Annotated in this window: 14 protein-coding genes; 10 read left to right on the top strand and 4 right to left on the bottom strand. The window is 63.5% G+C overall.

All coding sequences use genetic code 11. The annotated features are described in order from the left end of the window. Positions 1 to 37: 37 nt before the first annotated feature. The 4 genes from O9X62_RS03130 to polA all read right to left on the bottom strand — a co-directional run bounded on the left by O9X62_RS03130 (position 38) and on the right by polA (position 7,296). A complete protein-coding gene (locus O9X62_RS03130; protein WP_269531306.1) occupies positions 38 to 910 on the bottom strand; it encodes an HDOD domain-containing protein in 873 nt (290 codons plus the stop codon). After that, a complete protein-coding gene (locus tag O9X62_RS03125) occupies positions 907 to 2,331 on the bottom strand; it encodes a bifunctional diguanylate cyclase/phosphodiesterase (protein ID WP_269531842.1) in 1,425 nt (474 codons plus the stop codon). Before O9X62_RS03125 ends, O9X62_RS03130 begins: the two co-directional genes overlap by 4 nt. Before the next feature lie 51 nt (positions 2,332 to 2,382). Beyond that, entirely contained in the window at positions 2,383 to 4,419 is a 2,037-nt protein-coding gene (locus tag O9X62_RS03120; protein WP_269531305.1) for a methyl-accepting chemotaxis protein, read from the bottom strand. Positions 4,420 to 4,533: 114 nt separating this feature from the next. Then, on the bottom strand, positions 4,534 to 7,296 hold the full coding sequence (gene polA, locus O9X62_RS03115) for a DNA polymerase I (protein ID WP_269531304.1): 2,763 nt from the start codon (positions 7,294 to 7,296) through the stop codon (positions 4,534 to 4,536). Between the two features lie 96 nt (positions 7,297 to 7,392). Here polA and O9X62_RS03110 point away from each other — a divergent pair, with 96 nt between their 5' ends. The 10 genes from O9X62_RS03110 (at position 7,393) to hemC (ending at position 17,267) form a co-directional block, all read left to right on the top strand. Beyond that, positions 7,393 to 8,127, top strand: a complete 735-nt coding sequence (locus tag O9X62_RS03110; protein WP_269531303.1) for a TIGR00730 family Rossman fold protein — start codon at positions 7,393 to 7,395, stop codon at positions 8,125 to 8,127. A 23-nt stretch (positions 8,128 to 8,150) separates the two neighbouring features. Beyond that, positions 8,151 to 8,474, top strand: coding sequence for a DUF2782 domain-containing protein (locus O9X62_RS03105; RefSeq protein ID WP_269531302.1), 324 nt, complete (start codon positions 8,151 to 8,153; stop codon positions 8,472 to 8,474). A gap of 85 nt (positions 8,475 to 8,559) precedes the next feature. Beyond that, positions 8,560 to 9,513, top strand: a complete 954-nt coding sequence (locus tag O9X62_RS03100) for a homoserine kinase (protein ID WP_269531301.1) — start codon at positions 8,560 to 8,562, stop codon at positions 9,511 to 9,513. A 127-nt stretch (positions 9,514 to 9,640) separates the two neighbouring features. Further along, positions 9,641 to 11,527, top strand: coding sequence for a diguanylate cyclase (locus tag O9X62_RS03095; protein ID WP_269531300.1), 1,887 nt, complete (start codon positions 9,641 to 9,643; stop codon positions 11,525 to 11,527). After that, positions 11,524 to 12,099: a sigma-70 family RNA polymerase sigma factor gene (locus tag O9X62_RS03090; protein WP_269531299.1), complete on the top strand. Its 576-nt coding sequence runs from the start codon at positions 11,524 to 11,526 to the stop codon at positions 12,097 to 12,099. Before O9X62_RS03095 ends, O9X62_RS03090 begins: the two co-directional genes overlap by 4 nt. Further along, positions 12,096 to 12,278, top strand: a complete 183-nt coding sequence (locus tag O9X62_RS03085; protein ID WP_308446416.1) for a zf-HC2 domain-containing protein — start codon at positions 12,096 to 12,098, stop codon at positions 12,276 to 12,278. Before O9X62_RS03090 ends, O9X62_RS03085 begins: the two co-directional genes overlap by 4 nt. An 89-nt stretch (positions 12,279 to 12,367) precedes the next feature. Beyond that, on the top strand, positions 12,368 to 13,060 hold the full coding sequence (gene mtgA / locus O9X62_RS03080; RefSeq protein ID WP_269531298.1) for a monofunctional biosynthetic peptidoglycan transglycosylase: 693 nt from the start codon (positions 12,368 to 12,370) through the stop codon (positions 13,058 to 13,060). A gap of 155 nt (positions 13,061 to 13,215) precedes the next feature. Continuing rightward, positions 13,216 to 14,847 (top strand): isovaleryl-CoA dehydrogenase, encoded by a 1,632-nt coding sequence (locus O9X62_RS03075; protein ID WP_269531297.1) that lies wholly within the window; start codon positions 13,216 to 13,218, stop codon positions 14,845 to 14,847. A gap of 79 nt (positions 14,848 to 14,926) precedes the next feature. Beyond that, positions 14,927 to 16,252 (top strand): deoxyguanosinetriphosphate triphosphohydrolase, encoded by a 1,326-nt coding sequence (locus O9X62_RS03070; RefSeq protein WP_269531296.1) that lies wholly within the window; start codon positions 14,927 to 14,929, stop codon positions 16,250 to 16,252. Positions 16,253 to 16,337: 85 nt separating this feature from the next. After that, the gene (gene hemC, locus O9X62_RS03065) at positions 16,338 to 17,267 is read left to right on the top strand and encodes a hydroxymethylbilane synthase (protein ID WP_269531295.1); all 930 of its coding nucleotides are present in this window, start codon (positions 16,338 to 16,340) and stop codon (positions 17,265 to 17,267) included. The last annotated feature ends 2 nt before the right edge of the window (positions 17,268 to 17,269 follow it).

Raw genomic sequence — 17,269 nt, 5'->3', positions numbered from 1 at the left:
CCGGCATCCGGGGGCAGGTCGTTGATGCGGCGATGCGCTAGGTGTCGTCGCGCGCCTGGCTCGCGAGCAGCACCTGTTCAACCAGTGCGGGCAAGCGCTCTTCGCTGAGGGACAGCAAGTTCAGACAGCTCGGTCCCAGCTTGCGCCATTCCTGCGTGTGATACATGCCGCTGTGCTGCTGGTGGATGTATTCGGCGATCTGCGCCACCGCAATCAGGCGCGGGCTGGCTGGTGGCAGGGAGGCTGCACCGGTCTGCAGCAGCAGGAAGTCATGATGATGGCGGATGGCCTGGCAGATTTCCTCGGGGAGCGACCAGCTTTGCGCCAGCAGGCAGCCGACGATGGCGTGGTTGGTCGGAAAATCATCCTCTTCGGCGTTGGTAAAGCGGCGCTCCGCATCGGCATTGGCGCGCTCCAGCGTGTGCTTGTAGGCAGGAAACTTGCGCATCAGCACCGGCATGCCGCAATCGCGGAACAGGCCGAAGGTATACGCATCATCCATATGCACCCCTTCGCGTACGCCCAGCAAATCCACCAGACAGCCCGAATACTCGGCAATCCGCGCAGAGGCATCCCAGAAGCGTTCCATGGTCGGGCTGGGCGGGAAGGCATTGCGCAGCGCCACGGCAGCAATCGCCTTGCTGGCAGTATCGATGCCCAGCATCGTCAGTGCGTGAGCCACGCTGCGTGCGCGCACCCGGAAGCCGAAGAAAGGTGAGTTGGCTGTCTTGATCAGCCCGGCCGATAGGCTCACATCCTCGGCCACCGTATTGGCGATACGATTGAAGTTCGGCTCGCCACTGCGCAGCTCGCGTGCCAGCACATCCAGCACGATGGGGCGCGGGGGGATACCGATGTCCAGTACGGTCCGGGCATACAGGGCTTCCAGCCCTGTCTCGTTATCGGTCACATTGGCCTCACTGTCAGTTCATGCTGGCGGGCCAGCCACGCCGCCACGGCATCGCCACTCATGGGGCGGGCGTGCATATAGCCCTGGATGGCATCCACCCCCGCCGCCTGCAGCGCATCGGACTGCGTCATGCTCTCGACGCCTTCTGCCACCACGGTCATGCCCAGCTCGCGCCCGAGCTGGCTGATGGCCTTGACCACGGCATAGACGCGCGCGTCATCCGGCAGCGGCACCACAAAGGCACGGTCGAGCTTGAGCTTGCCGGCCGGAATATCCTTGAGCGTGGCCAGACACGAATAACCGGTGCCGAAATCGTCGATCGACAGGCTCACGCCCATGGCCGTTGCAGCGCGCAGATTGGCCTGTACCCGTTCGGAGACATCCATGAACAGGGATTCGGTGATTTCCAGTTCGATCAGCGCCGGGTCCACATCGCTGCATAGCAGGGCTGCGTAAAGTGCCTGGGAAAACTTGGGTGCGGTGAGCTGGGCGCGCGAGACATTGATGGCCACCTTGGTCGGCGTGCCCAGATCCGCGAGCCGCCTTGCCTGCATGGCGCCTTGCATCAGGCTCCACTCGCCAAGGCGGATTACCAGGCCGGTTTTTTCGGCCACGGGGATGAACTTGACCGGCGGCACCATCTCACCATCCAGTTCGCAGCGCATCAGGGCTTCCACGGCTTCTACCTTGCCATCAAAACGCACGATGGGCTGGTAATGCAGATACAGGCCGCCCACCTCCAGCGCAGCGTGCAGCTTGTGCTCCACGTCCAGCTCTTCACGCGCGAGCTTGATACCCAACCTGCCCGGTGTGGCTTCCTCACCCGACATCACGATGCGCGCACCGCCCTGCCGCTTGGCCTCGTGCATGGCATGCTCGGCGCGTTGCAGCAGGTGCTCGGCTTCTTCGGCGTACTCCAGATGCGCCACACCGCCCGAGCACGAGGGGTGCAGATAGATCGAGCCGACTTCCATCGGCATGCCGATCAGTTGCTGCGCTTCATTGCCCATCAGCTGGGCTTCGTCGAGACTCAGATCGGGCGCCAGCATCACGAATTCGTCACTGCCCATGCGTGCCAAGTGGACCCGGTGGGCAAATCGGCCGTGCAGCCGTTCGGCCATCTTGGCGATCACGGCGTCTCCACCGCCCAATCCCAAGGAACCATTGATCTGGCGAAAGCGATCGAGGTTGACCCAGACAGCAGACAAAGGCCGTTCCTCGCGCCGGGAACGCGCAACCAGCCGCTCTGCATCGCGCAGACAGCCTTGCCGGTCCAGAAAACCGGTCAGAGGGTCGATACCAGCCGTGTCCAACTTATGATTGCCCGAGGTTTTGCGCTTTGTTGTGCGGCGCTTTTTACTCAGATTCGACGCAATCGGGCGTAAAAACAAGGCGGGAACAGACCGGCCATCGGCGCGCACCTTGTGAGCATTCACGAAGCGCGCGCACCGATGACCGGCAGGGGGAGTGAATCAGGCGTTTAGACTGCTGAGCCGGCTTTGCAGGCCGGTGGCCACTTGGGCAAGTTGATTGGCGGTTTCGTCTTCGTGGCTGCAGGCATCGGCATTTTGCTGCGCCATATTGGCAATGCGCTCGACGCTTTGCGCCACCACCTGACTGGCGGTGCTCTGTTCGCCGGCGGCGTCGGCAATATCGGTGACGATGCGGCTTACCTCGCTGGCGCGGCCGGCAATCTCCCGCAGCGAGGAGCCCGCGGCACGTACGCTATCCACGCCGGCCAGCGTCATGCCGTTGACCACCTGCATGCGCTCGGCCGCGGTGAGGGTTTCGGACTGGATATTCGAGACCATCTGGGTGATCTCCTGCGTGGACGAACTGGTGCGTTCGGCCAGCTTGCGCACTTCGTCCGCCACCACCGCAAAGCCGCGGCCATGTTCACCCGCGCGGGCGGCTTCGATGGCGGCATTGAGGGCCAGCAGATTGGTCTGCTCGGCAATGTCGCGGATGGTGCCGACAATGCCGGTGATTTCCTTGGATCGCTCGCCCAGCGCCACGATAGCCTGGGCGCTCTCGTCCACGGCGGAAGAAATGCGCTGGATTTCGGTCACGCTGTGGTCAATCCGCTGCAAGCCATCGTGGGCACCCTGCTCCACGGTGCGGGTCAGTTCGCGGGCCGACTGGGTGTGGCTGGCCACTTCGGCAATGCTTTGCGAGAGCTCTTCGACGGCTGCTGCCATCTCCGAGGCCGCGCGGCTTTGCTGCAGGCTGGCATCGGCGATTTCGCTGGTCTGGGTACGCAAGGTCCCGGCCGATTCCTTGACCCGGGTGGAGGCGTCGGTCACGCCCTGCACCAGCTCGCCGAGCCGGCCGGCCATGCCGTTGATTTCATGGGCCAGCCCATCCATTTCGTTATGGGAGCGGGGGCCACCCTCGCGCAGGCGGGTGGAAAAACGTCCCTGCCCAATGGCCGCCAGACCATTCTGTACATCCTTCAGCGGTTTGAGCTGGCGCAGGATGGTGACGTAGAGCAGGGCAACGGTGGCCAGCGCCGAGAGGATGCTGAGCACGATGAGTTTGCGCTGCAGGTCCAGCGCACCGGTAATGAATTCGTCGGTGTAGCTACCGGCGGCGATGTGCCACTTCCAGTTCGGGTTGTAGTCGTAGACCATGAATTTCTCGGCGGTCTTGCCGTCGCGCTCCACCTGATAGTGGAAATCCCCCTGCTTGTTGGCCAGCAACTCGCGCGTCACGTCCAGCAGGGAGGCATCGCCGGCTTCGCGCACACTCTTGCCCACGTGCTCGCGGGCCACCATGAGCTGACCCAGGTTGTCGTCGCCCGTAGGGGCTATGGCGAAAACCGCCCCGGTGGCGCCAATGGTGACCTTGGCGAGGATCTGGTTGATCGCCTCGATATCGCCACCCAGGGGTACGCGCACCGAGTAGTAGCCGAGCAACTGGCCGTTTGCGTCCTTGAACGGTTCGGCGCGGCTCACACTGTATTTGCCGTTGCGCAGGATGATATCGAGGTAAGGCTTGCCGGCGAGGATGGCGGCCGCGACTGGATCATCATCCTTGATCACCGAGCCCACCATGGACTTGCCCTCTTTCTTGAGCATGGTGGCGGTGCGCACGAACTTGCCATCCACGCGCTGCACCACGGCGCCCTCAAGGCCGTCGCTGGCTTTCTTGAACGCGTCGAGAATATCCAGATTGCCGGTCATGGTGCCGTTGGCCGTAGCCAGCACGGGCACGCTGATCTCGCCGGCCAGAGTGGTCTCGCCCGTGGGCTTGAGGTCCCCGCCGATGTAATCGTGGAAGATGGCGATTTCACGCTCGCCGCGACGTTTGGCAGCGTGGTAGGCCACATCCAGCAGGCCGTTGAGCACGTTCAGGGTATTGCGCAGGTTCTGCTTGGCCTCGGCCACCGCCACCGCACGGGTCTGGGTGGCGACATAGGCGGTAATGGCCGAGAACACGATGGTGCAGACCAGACCGCAGACGATCAGCACCTGCACGGAAATCCGCGCGTTACGGAAAGACTGAAACATGACAACCCCCTGGGGCACGAGTTTGATTTGAACGGGCAGACGGCCTCAGGATCACTATAGGAGATCGGCTGTGGCCTGCCATTCAAGGTGCACCCGTGCGGGGCGGTCGTGTCGCTAGTGGGCGGCTTCCCAGTTCGGGCCGATGCCCACTTCGGCCGTTAACGGCACGCGCAGCGCGGCGACGCCGGCCATCAGCTCGGGCAGCCGCTGTTTGACCAGATCGACTTCGGCCTCGGGCACCTCAAGTACCAGTTCATCGTGCACCTGCATGATCAGCCGGCTGGCCAGCTTCTCGGCCTCGATCCAGTCCTGCACGGCCACCATGGCCAGCTTCACCAGATCGGCCGCGGTGCCTTGCATGGGTGCATTGATGGCGGCGCGCTCGGCCCCGGCGCGGCGGCCCTGGTTGCTGGATTTGATTTCGGGCAGCCAGAGCTTGCGGCCGAACCACGTCTCTACAAAGCCTTGCGAGCGCGCCTGCTCGCGCGTGCGCTGCATGTATTCGGCCACGCCGGGGTAGCGGGCGAAGTAGCGATCGACAAACTGCTGCGCCGCGCTGCGCTCGATACCCAGCTGGGCCGCCAGCCCGAAGGCGCTCATGCCGTAGATCAGGCCGAAGTTGATGGCCTTGGAGTAACGACGCTGCTCGCTGGTCACCGCATCGGGCGTGGTGCCGAATACCTCGGCAGCGGTGGCGCGGTGAATGTCGATGCCGGCCTCGAAGGCCTTGAGCATGCCGGCATCGCCACTGAGGTGCGCCATGATGCGCAGCTCGATCTGCGAATAGTCGGCGCTGACAATCACATGGCCGGCTGGCGCGATGAAAGCCTCGCGGATGCGTCGGCCTTCCGCCGTGCGTACGGGGATGTTCTGCAGATTGGGGTCATTGCTGGCGAGCCGGCCCGTTACCGCCACGGCCTGCGCGTAGTTGGTGTGCACGCGGCCGGTGCGCGGGTTCACCATCAGCGGCAGCTTGTCGGTATAGGTGGACTTGAGCTTGGCCATGCTGCGGTGTTCGAGCAGCTTGGCGGGCAGCGGGAAATCCTGCGCGAGTTCGGTCAGCACGTCTTCGTCGGTGCTCGGTGCGCCCTTGGGGGTTTTCTTCTTGACCGGCAATTGCAGCTTGTCGAAGAGGATTTCGCCGATCTGCTTGGGCGAACCCAGATTGAAGGGCTGGCCGGCCAGCTCGTAGGCTTCTTGCTCGATCCGCATCATCGCCTGGCCCAGCTCGTGGCTCTGCTTGTGTAGCAAGTTGCTATCAAGCAGCACGCCGTGGCGCTCCATCTTGAACAGCACCTCGCGCGAGGGGAGTTCGATGTTGCGGTAGACGTCATCGAGCTTGGGCTCGGCCTTCAGTTGCGGGGCAAAGGTCTGGTGCAGGCGCAGCGTTACATCGGCATCTTCGGCCGAGTAAGCGGCGGCGACATCGATGGCCACTTCGGCAAAGCCGATCTGCTTGGCGCCCTTGCCGCAGATTTCCTCGTACAGCATGGTCTTGATGCCTAGATGCTTGGCGGCGAGGTCATCCATATTGTGGCGCTCGGTGCTGTCGAGCACATAGGACTGCAGCAGCGTGTCCTCGGCGATGCCACGCAGGGCGATGCCGTGGTTGGCGAATACATGCTGATCGTATTTGAGGTTCTGGCCGACCTTGCGGCGCGTGGCGTTTTCGAGCCAGGGCTTGAGCTTGGCCAACGTGGCTTCCAGCGGCAGTTGCGCGGGGGCGTCGGCGTAGTGGTGGGTCAGCGGCAGGTAGGCGGCTTTACCTTCGGCGACCGCAAAGCTGATGCCGACGATGCGCGCCAGCATGGGTTCGAGGCTGTCGGTTTCGGTATCCACGGCCACCAGTTCGGCTGCATCCAGCTTGGCCAGCCAATCATCGAGCTGCGCCTCAGTCAGTATCGTGGTGTAGTTGCTGCGATCCAGTTCGCGCACTTCACCCACTTCAGCAGGTGCAAAGCTGCGCAGTGCGGCGGTGTTGCCCTCGGCAGCGTATTTGTCGCCGACGGCGGCCTCGCCCTTCATCTCGCTCAGCCAGCTCTTGAAGCCATAGGTCTCGTACAGATTCAGCAGCGCGCTCTGGTCGGCATCGCGCGGGCGCAGGCTGTCAAAGCCGGCCGGCATGTCGGCGGCCAGATCTACATCGCATTTGATGGTGACGAGCTTGCGGCCCATGGGCAGCCAGCCCAGCGTATCGCGTAGGTTCTGGCCGACTACGCCGCCGATCTCGTCGGCGCGGGCCACAATGGCGTCGAGGCTGCCGTATTCATTCAGCCATTTCACCGCGGTCTTGGGGCCGCATTTGGGCACGCCGGGTACGTTGTCGACGGTGTCGCCGATCAAGGTCAGATAATCCACGATACGCTCGGGCGGCACGCCGAACTTGGCCAGCACGCCGGCTTCGTCCAGCGTTTCGTCAGTCATCGTATTGACCAGGCGTACCTGCGGGTTGACCAGTTGGGCCATGTCCTTGTCGCCGGTGGAAATCACCACCTGCATGCCGGCTGCCCCGGCTTGGGCAGCCAAGGTGCCGATCACGTCATCGGCTTCCACGCCATCGACCATCAGGATGGGCAGACCCAGTGCCTTCACGGCCAGATGGATGGGTTCGATCTGCGCGCGCAGGTCGTCGGGCATGGGGGCGCGCTGGGCTTTGTACTCGGGATACCAGTCGTCGCGGAACGTCTTGCCCTTGGCGTCGAAGACGCAACCGATATAATCGGCCGGGAGTTCCTTCACGAGCTTCTTGAGCATGGCCACCATGCCGCGCAAGGCGCCGGTCGGTGCGCCAGCCGGGCTACGCAGGTCCGGCAGTGCGTGAAACGCTCTATACAGATAAGACGAACCGTCGATCAGCAGCAGGGTTTTGGCGGACATGAATGGTAAGCACCCGGGCAAGACGGGAAGCGCAGGACCGGAACGATTGCCGGCGATGGCGCTCCCACGGATAGAACAAGTTGAGAGAAACCGCTGATGAAAGCCCACCCCAAATTACCCGATAACACCGATCCGGCGGCCAATGCCGCCACTCAGGCTTACCGTGCACGCGAGGCATGGCGCGTTTTCGAGATTATGTCCGAATTCGTCGAGGCCACCGAGCGCTTGCAGGCCATTCAGCCTGCCGTATCGATTTTCGGCTCGGCCCGCACCCCGCGCGATCATCCCTATTACAAGAAGACCGAAGAAATCGCTCGCCTTTTGTCGGACGCCGGCTTCAGCGTGATTTCAGGCGGTGGCCCCGGCATCATGGAGGCCGCCAACCGCGGCGCCTTCCACGGCAAGTCGCCGTCTGTAGGCCTGAATATCCTGTTGCCGCACGAGCAGGGCGGCAATGCCTATCAGGATGTGAGCCAGAGCTTCCGCCACTTTTTTGCCCGCAAGATGATGTTCGTGAAAAACGCCACGGCCTTTGTGGTGATGCCGGGCGGCTTCGGCACCCTGGATGAGCTGAGCGAGGCGCTCACCCTGATCCAGACGGGCAAGAGCCGCAGGATTCCGATCATCCTGGTCGGCAGCCAGTTCTGGGGCGGACTGCTCGACTGGTTCCGCGCCACGCTGATCAACGAGAAGATGATCAATCCCGATGACATGGATTTGATGCAGGTCATCGACGAGCCCCGTGCCGTGGTCGATGCTATCTTCGCCTTCTATGAGACCCGCGGTTTCGGCCTGAGTCCGGCCGAGCGCGAGATGCAGTTGAGCCTGTGAACACCGGAAACCGGGAGAGCCCCATGCGTACCGCCCTGATTGCCCTGACCCTCGCTGTGGCCCTGCCGGTGCTGGCTGCCGACAAACCCCCTGCAGTCCCGCCACCCCCGCCCTTGCCGCCGGTAGTCAGTGATGACCCCGGTGTGGAGCCCGAGATCACCATTGTCGAGCGCGACGATGCCACCGTGACCGAGTACCGTGCCAACGGCAAGCTCTACCTCATCAAGGTCAAGCCCAAGAGCGGACCCGAGTATTTCCTCAGTGATGACGATGGCACCGGCCAGATGGTGCGGCGAGATGGCCAGGCACCGGTGCGGCCGCCGCGCTGGGTGATCCTCAAGTTCTGACGCACCCTCGGGGCTGGCGCGCAGGGTGCATTGCGCTGCGCTTGATGCACCTTACGCAATCTCATCACTTACCACTGACGCCCACATGTCTGTCTTCACCACTGTTACGCACGCCGAACTGGCGCAATGGCTCAAGCACTACTCGATCGGCGATCTGGTCGAGATCAAGGGCATTGCCGCCGGCATCACCAATACCAACTATGCGGTGAAGACCACGCAGGGGCGCTATGTGCTGACCCTGTTCGAAACCCTGCACGCCCACGAACTGCCTTACTACGTGAACCTGATGGCGCATCTGGCGCATCACGGCATTGCCTGCGCAGCGCCGATTGCCAATCTGCGTGATGAGTACATCGATACGCTCAATGGCAAGCCCACCGTAATGGTGGCCTGGCTGGAAGGTGAGCCGGTGGAGGCGCCCAACGTGGCGCAATGCGATGCACTGGGTGCGATGCTGGCGCAGATGCACCGGGCGGGAGATACCTATACCGGTCGCATGGCCAACCCGCGCGGGCCGCAGTGGTGGACGGCCGCCGCCCGCGACCTGCACGCTTATCTGCCCGCTGATGAGCAGGCCCTGTTGCGCGACGAAGTCACTGAACAGGCACGCCACCGCTTTGCCCATTTGCCCAGCGGCGTGATCCATGCCGATCTGTTCCGCGACAATGTCCTCATGCATGGCGACCGTATCGGGGGCTTCATCGATTTCTACTACGCCTGCAACGATATCCTGATCTACGACCTGGCCATTACGGTCAATGACTGGTGCCGTCAGGAAGACGGCCAGATCGATGCCGTGCGCGCGGCGGCATTGTGTTTCGCCTACCGGGCGGTTCGCCCGCTCAACCCGGACGAGATCGAGGCCTGGCCACTGATGCTGCGCGCGGCCGCTTTGCGTTTCTGGGTATCTCGCCTGTGGGACTGGCACAAGCCGGCCGAGGGTGAGCTGACCTTCCGCAAGGACCCGACCGTATTCAAGCAGGTGCTGCTCGCGCACCGCCAAGCGGGTCAGCAAACCGCCCGCTGGTTCGCAGGCTGACCGACCGGAATCCTGACGACCGCCACGGCCAGTGCAGTACAGTAGATCGCGCAAATTAGCGGGGCATGATCTAGTTTGTTGATATTCTGTTCAGCACTGCGCCCGTTGCTTCCGGCTGTCATCCATCTTGCGACTCTCGCTCTCCTTTCTGCCGCGTAGCACGCGCGTCGCCATGCTGGGCGTGCTGGTGCTCGTGCTGGTTTTTGCCGCTGCGCTCGCGTGGTGGCTGCATGCGGGTTACAAGAGCACCCGTATGCAGGCGGCCACCCAGGCTCACAACACGGCACGCCTGCTGGAGACACGGGTACTGGCCACCTTGCGGGAAGTGGACCTGCTGCTTGCCGATGTAGCCCGTGAATCCGAGCGCCTGCCCATGGATCCCCCCCTGGATTGGGCGGAACCGCTGGGTTTTGAGGCCATCATGGCCCTGCGTGACCGTCTGGCACGCCAGCCAAGCATCGTCTCTCTGAGCATTCTGGATGGGCGTGGGCGCATCGCGTATTCCAGTGCAGCCGCCCCTGGGCAGGATTTCTCCGACCAGCCTCACCTGCAAGGCCTGTTGCGCCGGGGGGAGGATGCGCTGGTGGTATCGCCCCCCTATTTGCTGCGAACCACCGGCCAGAAAGGCGTGGCTTTTGCCAGACCCGTGCGCGATCAGCACGGCCGGCTACGCGCCATCGTGATGGCGGGCGTGCAGGTCGATGCCTGGGGTAAGGCTTTCGAGGACCTCAATGTAGGCGAGCGTGGTGCGCTGGCTATCTACGATAACGCGCTGCGTGTCGTCGCCCGGCAGCCGCTGCCCAGCCAGTCCCTGATCGGCAGCAACTTCAGCCGCGAGGGCTGGGTGCCCACCGGCCTGCTGGCCGGGACCTATTTCGTCCGCTCCAGCGTGGATGGCGAAGCCCGCTTGCTCGCCGAGCGTGCGATCAGCGCTTATCCGTTCCAGGTTGGCGCCGGGCTGGCCGAAGCCGACTATCTGGCGGGTTGGCATGCCAGCATCGGTATTGCGATTGCGGCACTGCTCTTCATCAGCCTGTTGGGGGCCACCCTGCTGGCGCAGCTTTGGCGTGCGGGCAAGCAGGCCCGCGTGCTGGCGGATTCCCAGGCCCGGCTGGCTGCCCGCGAGCAATGGCTGCGCAGCATCCTGGAGGCCTCACCCTCGGCCCTGGGTCTGGCCGAGCTCGACAGTGGCCGTTTGCGCTACGCCAATCCCGATCTGGCCGCCTTGCTGGGCGTGCCGCTCGCCACCCTGAACGATCTGCCTGTGAGCGAGCTGTTCATGGACCCGGAGGACTGGCCCCGACTAAGGCGTGCCGTGCGTGAGGCCGGCACCCTGCGCGAACTGGAGTTCGCCCTGCGCCGGCCGGATGGCAGCAACTGCTGGGGCGCCTTGTCCGCCACCCTGCTTAGCGGCAATGGTGAGCGTGACGATGAAGTCCTGCTCAGCCTCACCGATGTCACCGCCCGCCACGCGCGTGAGCTCAGGCTGGAGGAAGAGGCAGGCACAGACCCGCTGACAGGTCTGGCCAACCGGCGGCGCTTTTTCGAGCGCGGCGGGGAGGCCTACGAGCTGGCGCAACGGCATGCCCGCCCTATGTCCCTGCTGATGCTCGATATCGATCATTTCAAGCAGATCAATGACAGCTATGGTCATCCTGTTGGCGATCAGGTGCTGGTCAGGCTGGCTCGGCTGCTGGAGACCTCGCGCCGTCAGGGCGATTTGCCAGCGCGACTCGGCGGTGAGGAGTTTGCCATCCTGCTGCCGGAGACCCCCTTGCCGCAGGCCCTTGAGGCGGCCGAGCGGATACGTGAGGCGGTCGAAAATGCCCCGCTGACGCTGGATGACAGCCGCATGGTCCCGTACACGGTGAGCATCGGTGTGGCCGAGATGCAGTCTCACGATCAGGACCTGCCCTTGCTGTTGATTGCCGCCGATGCGGCCTTGTATCGTGCCAAGGATGAGGGCCGAAACCGGGTGGTGGCCGAGACAAGGGTGGCGGAGGGCAGCGAATGAGCCACCTGCCGGGCGAAACCGAGCTGGCCGCCTACCGCGACTACCTGCTCCGCTATGCGGTGTTCCGTCTGCGTGACGAAGCGACGGCCGAAGAAGCCGTACAGGACACTTTGCTGGCGGCCTTGCAGGCACGTAGCGGATTTGCTGCGCAGTCGAGCGTCAAGACCTGGCTTACCGGCATCCTCAAGCACAAGCTGATCGACGCCCAGCGGCGCCTTGGCCGGGACCCGCTGGTGCTTGACGAGCGCGTAGACGACGAGGGGGAGGGCGGTGATTTCGACAGTCTGTTCGATACGCGAGGCCATTGGGGCAGCGAAGCGCCGGGGCGCTGGGCTGCACCCGATGCTGCCCTGGAAGAGCAGGATTTCTGGCGGGTCTATACCGCCTGCACTGAGCGGCTGCCTAAACGAACCGCACTGGTGTTCACCATGCGTGAAAGCCTGGGCTACGACATCGAGGAAATCTGTCAGAACCTGGAGATCAGCGCGACCAACTGCTCAGTGATGCTGTACCGCGCACGCATGAGTTTGCGCTTGTGCCTGGAAAAGCACTGGTTCGGGGACGCCACATGATGAACTGCCAGCAAGCGACACACCGCGTATCGGAAGGCATGGACCGCCCGCTAGGAATGAGGGAGCGTCTGCAGCTGCGTCTGCACCTGCTGCTCTGTGCCAATTGCCGCCATTTTCGCCGCCAGCTTGTCTTCCTGCGTCAAGCCGCACGCCAGGACGTTGCCGGTCGGCATCGGTGAATCTGCCTGTCTGCGTCTTTCGGGCGCAGGTGCGCAGGTGCGCAGGCGGCTGGCGCCACCGCCGGTCATCCGCGCTAGAATCCGCCCTCATGCGCATACTCAGTCTGTTCGGGCGCCTTGTTCTGGCGCTGATTGTCCTCGTCCTCCTCTACCAGCTATGGATCTTTGCCCACATCTGGTGGTGGCGCGACCATAACCCTGCCGACACTGCGTTCATGGACACCCAGCGCGAGGTGTTGCAGGACAAGAACCCGGACGCCGAGCTCAAGCACAAATGGGTGCCGTACAACCGTATTTCACCCCATCTCAAGCGCGCACTGGTGGCCAGCGAGGATGCCAAGTTCCTGGAGCATGAGGGCTTTGACTGGGAAGGCATCCAGACCGCCTGGGAAAAAAACCAGAAAAAAGGCCGCATCTCTGCCGGCGGTTCCACCATCAGCCAGCAATTGGCCAAGAACCTGTTCCTCTCGGGCAAGCGCAGCTATTTTCGCAAGGCCGAGGAAGCCATCATCACCGTGATGCTCGAAGCCACCCTGGATAAACGCCGCATCTTCGAGATCTATCTCAATGTGATCGAGTGGGGTAACGGGGTGTTTGGTGCCGAGGCGGCTGCCCGCCACTACTACAAGACCAGCGCCGCCAACCTGGGGCCTTCCCAAGCCGCCAAGCTCGCTGCCATGGTGCCCAACCCCCGCTATTACGACCGTAACCGCAGTGCCAAGCGCCTGCTGCGTAAAGCCGCCATCATCGAGCGGCGCATGACCTACGCCGACATACCCTGAAGCCCGAGGCTGGTGAGTCCCGCTTCGGCCGCGGCCTTACTGGTATTGCGGCGGTATGTTGCACAATTGTGCGAGTTTTGACGCGCCGACTTGATCGGCGATTTCGTGCAGCTTAGTCTCGCCCGACAAAATATAAACGGGTGGAGCGCCAAGGCATGCAGAGCACGACTCACGACGTATTCAATCAGTCGCCCCCGCTGGTGTCCTACAACCTGTTCCTGTCGGATCCGGCGCTGCGTGAAGCGGTTGTGCGGGAGGGGGCGGGCTGGGCGGTCGATGCCCTCAAGACCGCGGGCGCGGCGCTGGGCAGCGAGGAAAGTTTCGAGCAAGGGCGGCAGGCGAATATCTACACGCCCGTGCTGCGTAACTTCGATGCGCGTGGCTACCGGACTGATCAAGTGGAGTTCAATCCAGCCTGGCATAACCTGATGCGCGGCATTGTCAGCCGTGGCCTGCACTCCAGCCCCTGGGCCAATCCCAAAGCCGGCGCCCATGTGGCGCGCGCAGCAGGCTTCATGCTGCAGGCGCAGGTCGAGGCCGGTGCCCTGTGTCCGACCACGATGACCTACGGGGCGATCCCGGCCATTGCCCGACATGCCAGCCTGGCACACGACTGGCTGCCCCTGCTATACAGCCGCGAATACGATCACCGTGACCAGCCCTCGGCCAACAAGCGGGGTGGCTTGGTGGGCATGGGCATGACCGAGAAGCAGGGAGGCTCGGATGTGCGGGCCAATACCACCCGTGCCGAGCCCGATGGCAACGGTGCCTACGCGATCACCGGCCACAAATGGTTTTTCTCTGCACCGCAGATTGACGCCCATCTGGTGCTGGCGCAGGCGCCGCAGGGCCTGAGCTGCTTTTTCATGCCGCGCTGGCGACCAGACGGCACCCGCAATCCTATCCATATCCAGCGGCTCAAGGACAAGCTGGGCAACCGCTCCAATGCCTCCAGCGAAGTGGAGTTCCACGGCGCGTACGGTGTGTTGCTTGGCGAGGAAGGGCGCGGCATTCCCACCATTCTGGAGATGGGCAACTACACTCGGCTCGATTGCGTGCTCGGCACGGCCGGGATGATGCGCCAGGCCGTATCCCGCGCTGTGCACCATGCCCGCCATCGGCAGGTGTTCGGCAAGGCACTGGTCGATCAGCCCATCATGCGTAATGTGCTGACCGATCTGGCGCTGGAGGCTGAAGCGGCGATGGTGCTGGGCCTGCGCCTGGCCCGCGCTTTTGAGGACGATGCCGACGAGGCCGAGCAGCTGTTCCGTCGGGTCATGACCCCAGCGGCCAAGTTCTGGATCTGCAAGCGTGGCCCCGAACTGGCAGCCGAAGCTATGGAGGTGATGGGCGGCAACGGCTATGTGGAAGATGGCTTGCATGCCCGTATCTACCGAGAAATGCCGGTCAACTCGATCTGGGAGGGCTCCGGCAACGTCATGTGCCTCGACGTGCTGCGCGCGCTGGCCAAGCACCCGCGCGCCGGGGAAGTCCTGCTGGCCGAGCTGGCGCCCGCCCGCAACCGCTATCCCGAATTCGACCGTTATGCTGATCGGCTGTTGTCCCTGCTTGGCGTGGGTGGCGATCTTGAGGCCTATGCGCGCAACCTGACCCGCCAGATGGTGCTGGTCGTGCAGGCGGCTTTGCTGATCCGCCATGCCCCGACACCGGTGGCTGAGGCCTTTGTCGCGTCGCGTCTTGGGGGTGACTGGGGTGGGAGTTTTGGCACCCTGGCCGGGAATGTGGACTTCGACACCATCGTCGCCAGAGCGCTGGTGCTGCGCTAGCCCCGCGTGGACTCCTAAGCGGACGGGCATCCGCCTACAATGGCAGCCTGATCTGATGACTAGGCTTCCCATGTCGCACATGAACTGGCTCCAACTGCTGTCGGCCGATCGTTTGGGCGCACCGCGCCGCCCGCCGGAAACCGGGCCTGCCATCGGGCGTTCCGATTTCCACAAGGATCACGATCGCATCGCATTCTCCTCGCCCTTTCGCCGTCTGGGCCGCAAGACTCAGGTGCACCCGATGACCGAGAATGACCATGTGCACACGCGACTCACGCACAGCATCGAGGTCGGCTGCGTGGGGCGTTCGCTGGGGATCATGGTGGGCCAGGCGCTGGGCGACAAATTGCCGGCGCACATCATTCCCTACGATATCGGCGCCATCGTGCAGGCAGCCTGTCTGGCGCACGACATCGGCAACCCGCCGTTCGGCCACGCAGGTGAGTACGCGATCCGCGACTGGTTCCGCCAGAGCGAGAACGCCTATCTGCTGCAGAACCTCACGGCGCACGAGCGCAAGGATGTGCAGACCTTCGAGGGCAATGCGCAGGGTTTCCGTGTGGTGACCCAGCTCGAAAACCATCGCTTCGATGGTGGCATGCGCCTCACCTACGCCACGCTGGGCGCCACGCTCAAATACCCTTGGACCAGCGATTACGCGGGCAGCAAGGAAAAATTCAGTTGCTACCAGACCGAGCGCAAGCTGCTCGATGAGGTGGCGGCGGAGCTGGGGCTGGTCAGCAAAGGGGCGGGCATCTGGTGCCGGCATCCACTCAGCTATCTGATGGAGGCGGCCGACGATATCTGCTACGCGATTCTGGACCTGGAAGACGGCGTCGAGATCGGCATGCTGGATTTCGAGGAGATCAGGCCTCGTCTGATGAGGCTGGCCGGCCTCGATGACGATCTGCTCAAGCTCGAAATTGCCGGCGCGCCCAGCGTGCGCCGCAAGATGTCGCTGCTGCGCTCCAAAGCCATTGACCGCTGCGTGCGCGAAGTGACTGCCGCATTCTTGCGCCATCATGATGAGTTGCTGGCCGGTGAGTATCAGGGCGACATGATTGCCGCCTGCCCCGAGTTCGTGCGCCACGGTATCCATGATGCCAAGCAGCTTGCGCGGGACCGCATCTTCAACAATCGCCGCAAGGTCGAGATCGAGGTGGGCAGCTTCACCTGCCTCGACATCCTGCTCGACGCCTTCTGCACCGCGGCTTACCAGCTGCGTACCGAGCCTGAGAAATTGAGCTTCCGCAACAAGCGCATTCTGGACCTGATGGAATACAACGCCCCCAGCAAAGAGTGGCCGCTGTACGAGAGCTATATGCGGGTGCTCGATTTCATTGGCGGCATGACGGACAACTACGCCACTTATCTGGCCCAGCAGGTTGGCGGTATGGGGCGGTAATGATCCCGCCTCGGCCTTGGTGGCCAAGCCGCCTCGGCCACCATGCTAGAATCGCCGCAAAGCCAATCGCAACGAGACTTCCGCCGTGTCCCATCCGCAACGCCTGATCATTGCCACCCGCGAATCCGCGCTCGCGCTCTGGCAGGCCCGCCATATCGCCGCCTGCCTTGAATCCCTGTATCCCGGCATGCAGGTTGAACTGCTGGGCATGACCACGCAGGGCGACCGCATCCTCGATGTGACCCTGAACAAGATCGGTGGCAAAGGTCTTTTTGTGAAGGAGCTGGAAACCGCGCTGCATGAAGGCCGCGCCGATCTGGCCGTGCATTCGATGAAGGATGTGCCGATGCGCCTGCCCGAGGGCTTTGCCATCGCCGCGATCACGGAACGCGAAGACCCGCGCGATGCCTTCGTCTCCAACCGTTACAACGGTCTGACCGATCTGCCCGCCGGTGCGGTGGTCGGCACCTCGAGCCTGCGCCGCGAAGCGCAGATCCGCGCGGCTTATCCCGAACTGGTCATCAAGCCCGTGCGTGGCAATGTGCAGACGCGTCTGCGCAAGCTCGACGAAGGCGAGTTCGACGCGATCATCCTGGCCGCCGCCGGTCTCAAGCGCCTGGAACTGGCGGATCGCATCCGCGCCTTCCTGAGCAGCGAAGAGAGCCTGCCCGCGCCGGGTCAGGGTGCGCTGGGTATCGAAATCCGTGCTGACCGCGCCGATCTGGCCGCCTTGCTGGCCCCGCTGAACCACCCGGAAACGGCCGATTGCGTTACCGCCGAGCGTGCCATGAGCTTGCGTCTTGATGGGTCCTGCGAGACGCCGCTGGGCGGCTTTGCCGAAATTGTCGATGGCCACTTCCTGCGCATGCGCGGGTTTGTTGCGCGGCCGGATGGCAGCGAGATTCTACGTGCCGAAGTCAATGGTAGCCGGGCTGCGGCAGCCAGCCTGGGGCGTCAGGCGGCTGACCTGATGCTTACCGAAGGCGCCCGCGCGCTGCTTGTGCCCAAAGCGTAGTG

Origin of the sequence: Chitinimonas sp. BJYL2, from assembly GCF_027257935.1 — a bacterium.
GTDB lineage: Bacteria > Pseudomonadota > Gammaproteobacteria > Burkholderiales > Chitinimonadaceae > Chitinimonas.
Note: the sequence above shows the minus strand (reverse complement) of the source record. Positions and strands in the feature narration are given on the sequence as shown.

Bases quoted from the DNA above. Each gene is read 5' to 3' on its own strand.
- O9X62_RS03085 (WP_308446416.1), top strand. From the start codon at position 12,096: ATGATGAACTGCCAGCAAGCGACACACCGCGTATCGGAAGGCATGGAC.
- O9X62_RS03110 (WP_269531303.1), top strand. From the start codon at position 7,393: ATGAAAGCCCACCCCAAATTACCCGATAACACCGATCCGGCGGCCAAT.
- O9X62_RS03070 (WP_269531296.1), top strand. From the start codon at position 14,927: ATGAACTGGCTCCAACTGCTGTCGGCCGATCGTTTGGGCGCACCGCGC.
- O9X62_RS03100 (WP_269531301.1), top strand. From the start codon at position 8,560: ATGTCTGTCTTCACCACTGTTACGCACGCCGAACTGGCGCAATGGCTC.
- O9X62_RS03120 (WP_269531305.1), bottom strand. From the start codon at position 4,419: ATGTTTCAGTCTTTCCGTAACGCGCGGATTTCCGTGCAGGTGCTGATC.
- O9X62_RS03105 (WP_269531302.1), top strand. From the start codon at position 8,151: ATGCGTACCGCCCTGATTGCCCTGACCCTCGCTGTGGCCCTGCCGGTG.
- O9X62_RS03090 (WP_269531299.1), top strand. From the start codon at position 11,524: ATGAGCCACCTGCCGGGCGAAACCGAGCTGGCCGCCTACCGCGACTAC.
- O9X62_RS03075 (WP_269531297.1), top strand. From the start codon at position 13,216: ATGCAGAGCACGACTCACGACGTATTCAATCAGTCGCCCCCGCTGGTG.
- mtgA (WP_269531298.1), top strand. From the start codon at position 12,368: ATGCGCATACTCAGTCTGTTCGGGCGCCTTGTTCTGGCGCTGATTGTC.
- polA (WP_269531304.1), bottom strand. From the start codon at position 7,296: ATGTCCGCCAAAACCCTGCTGCTGATCGACGGTTCGTCTTATCTGTAT.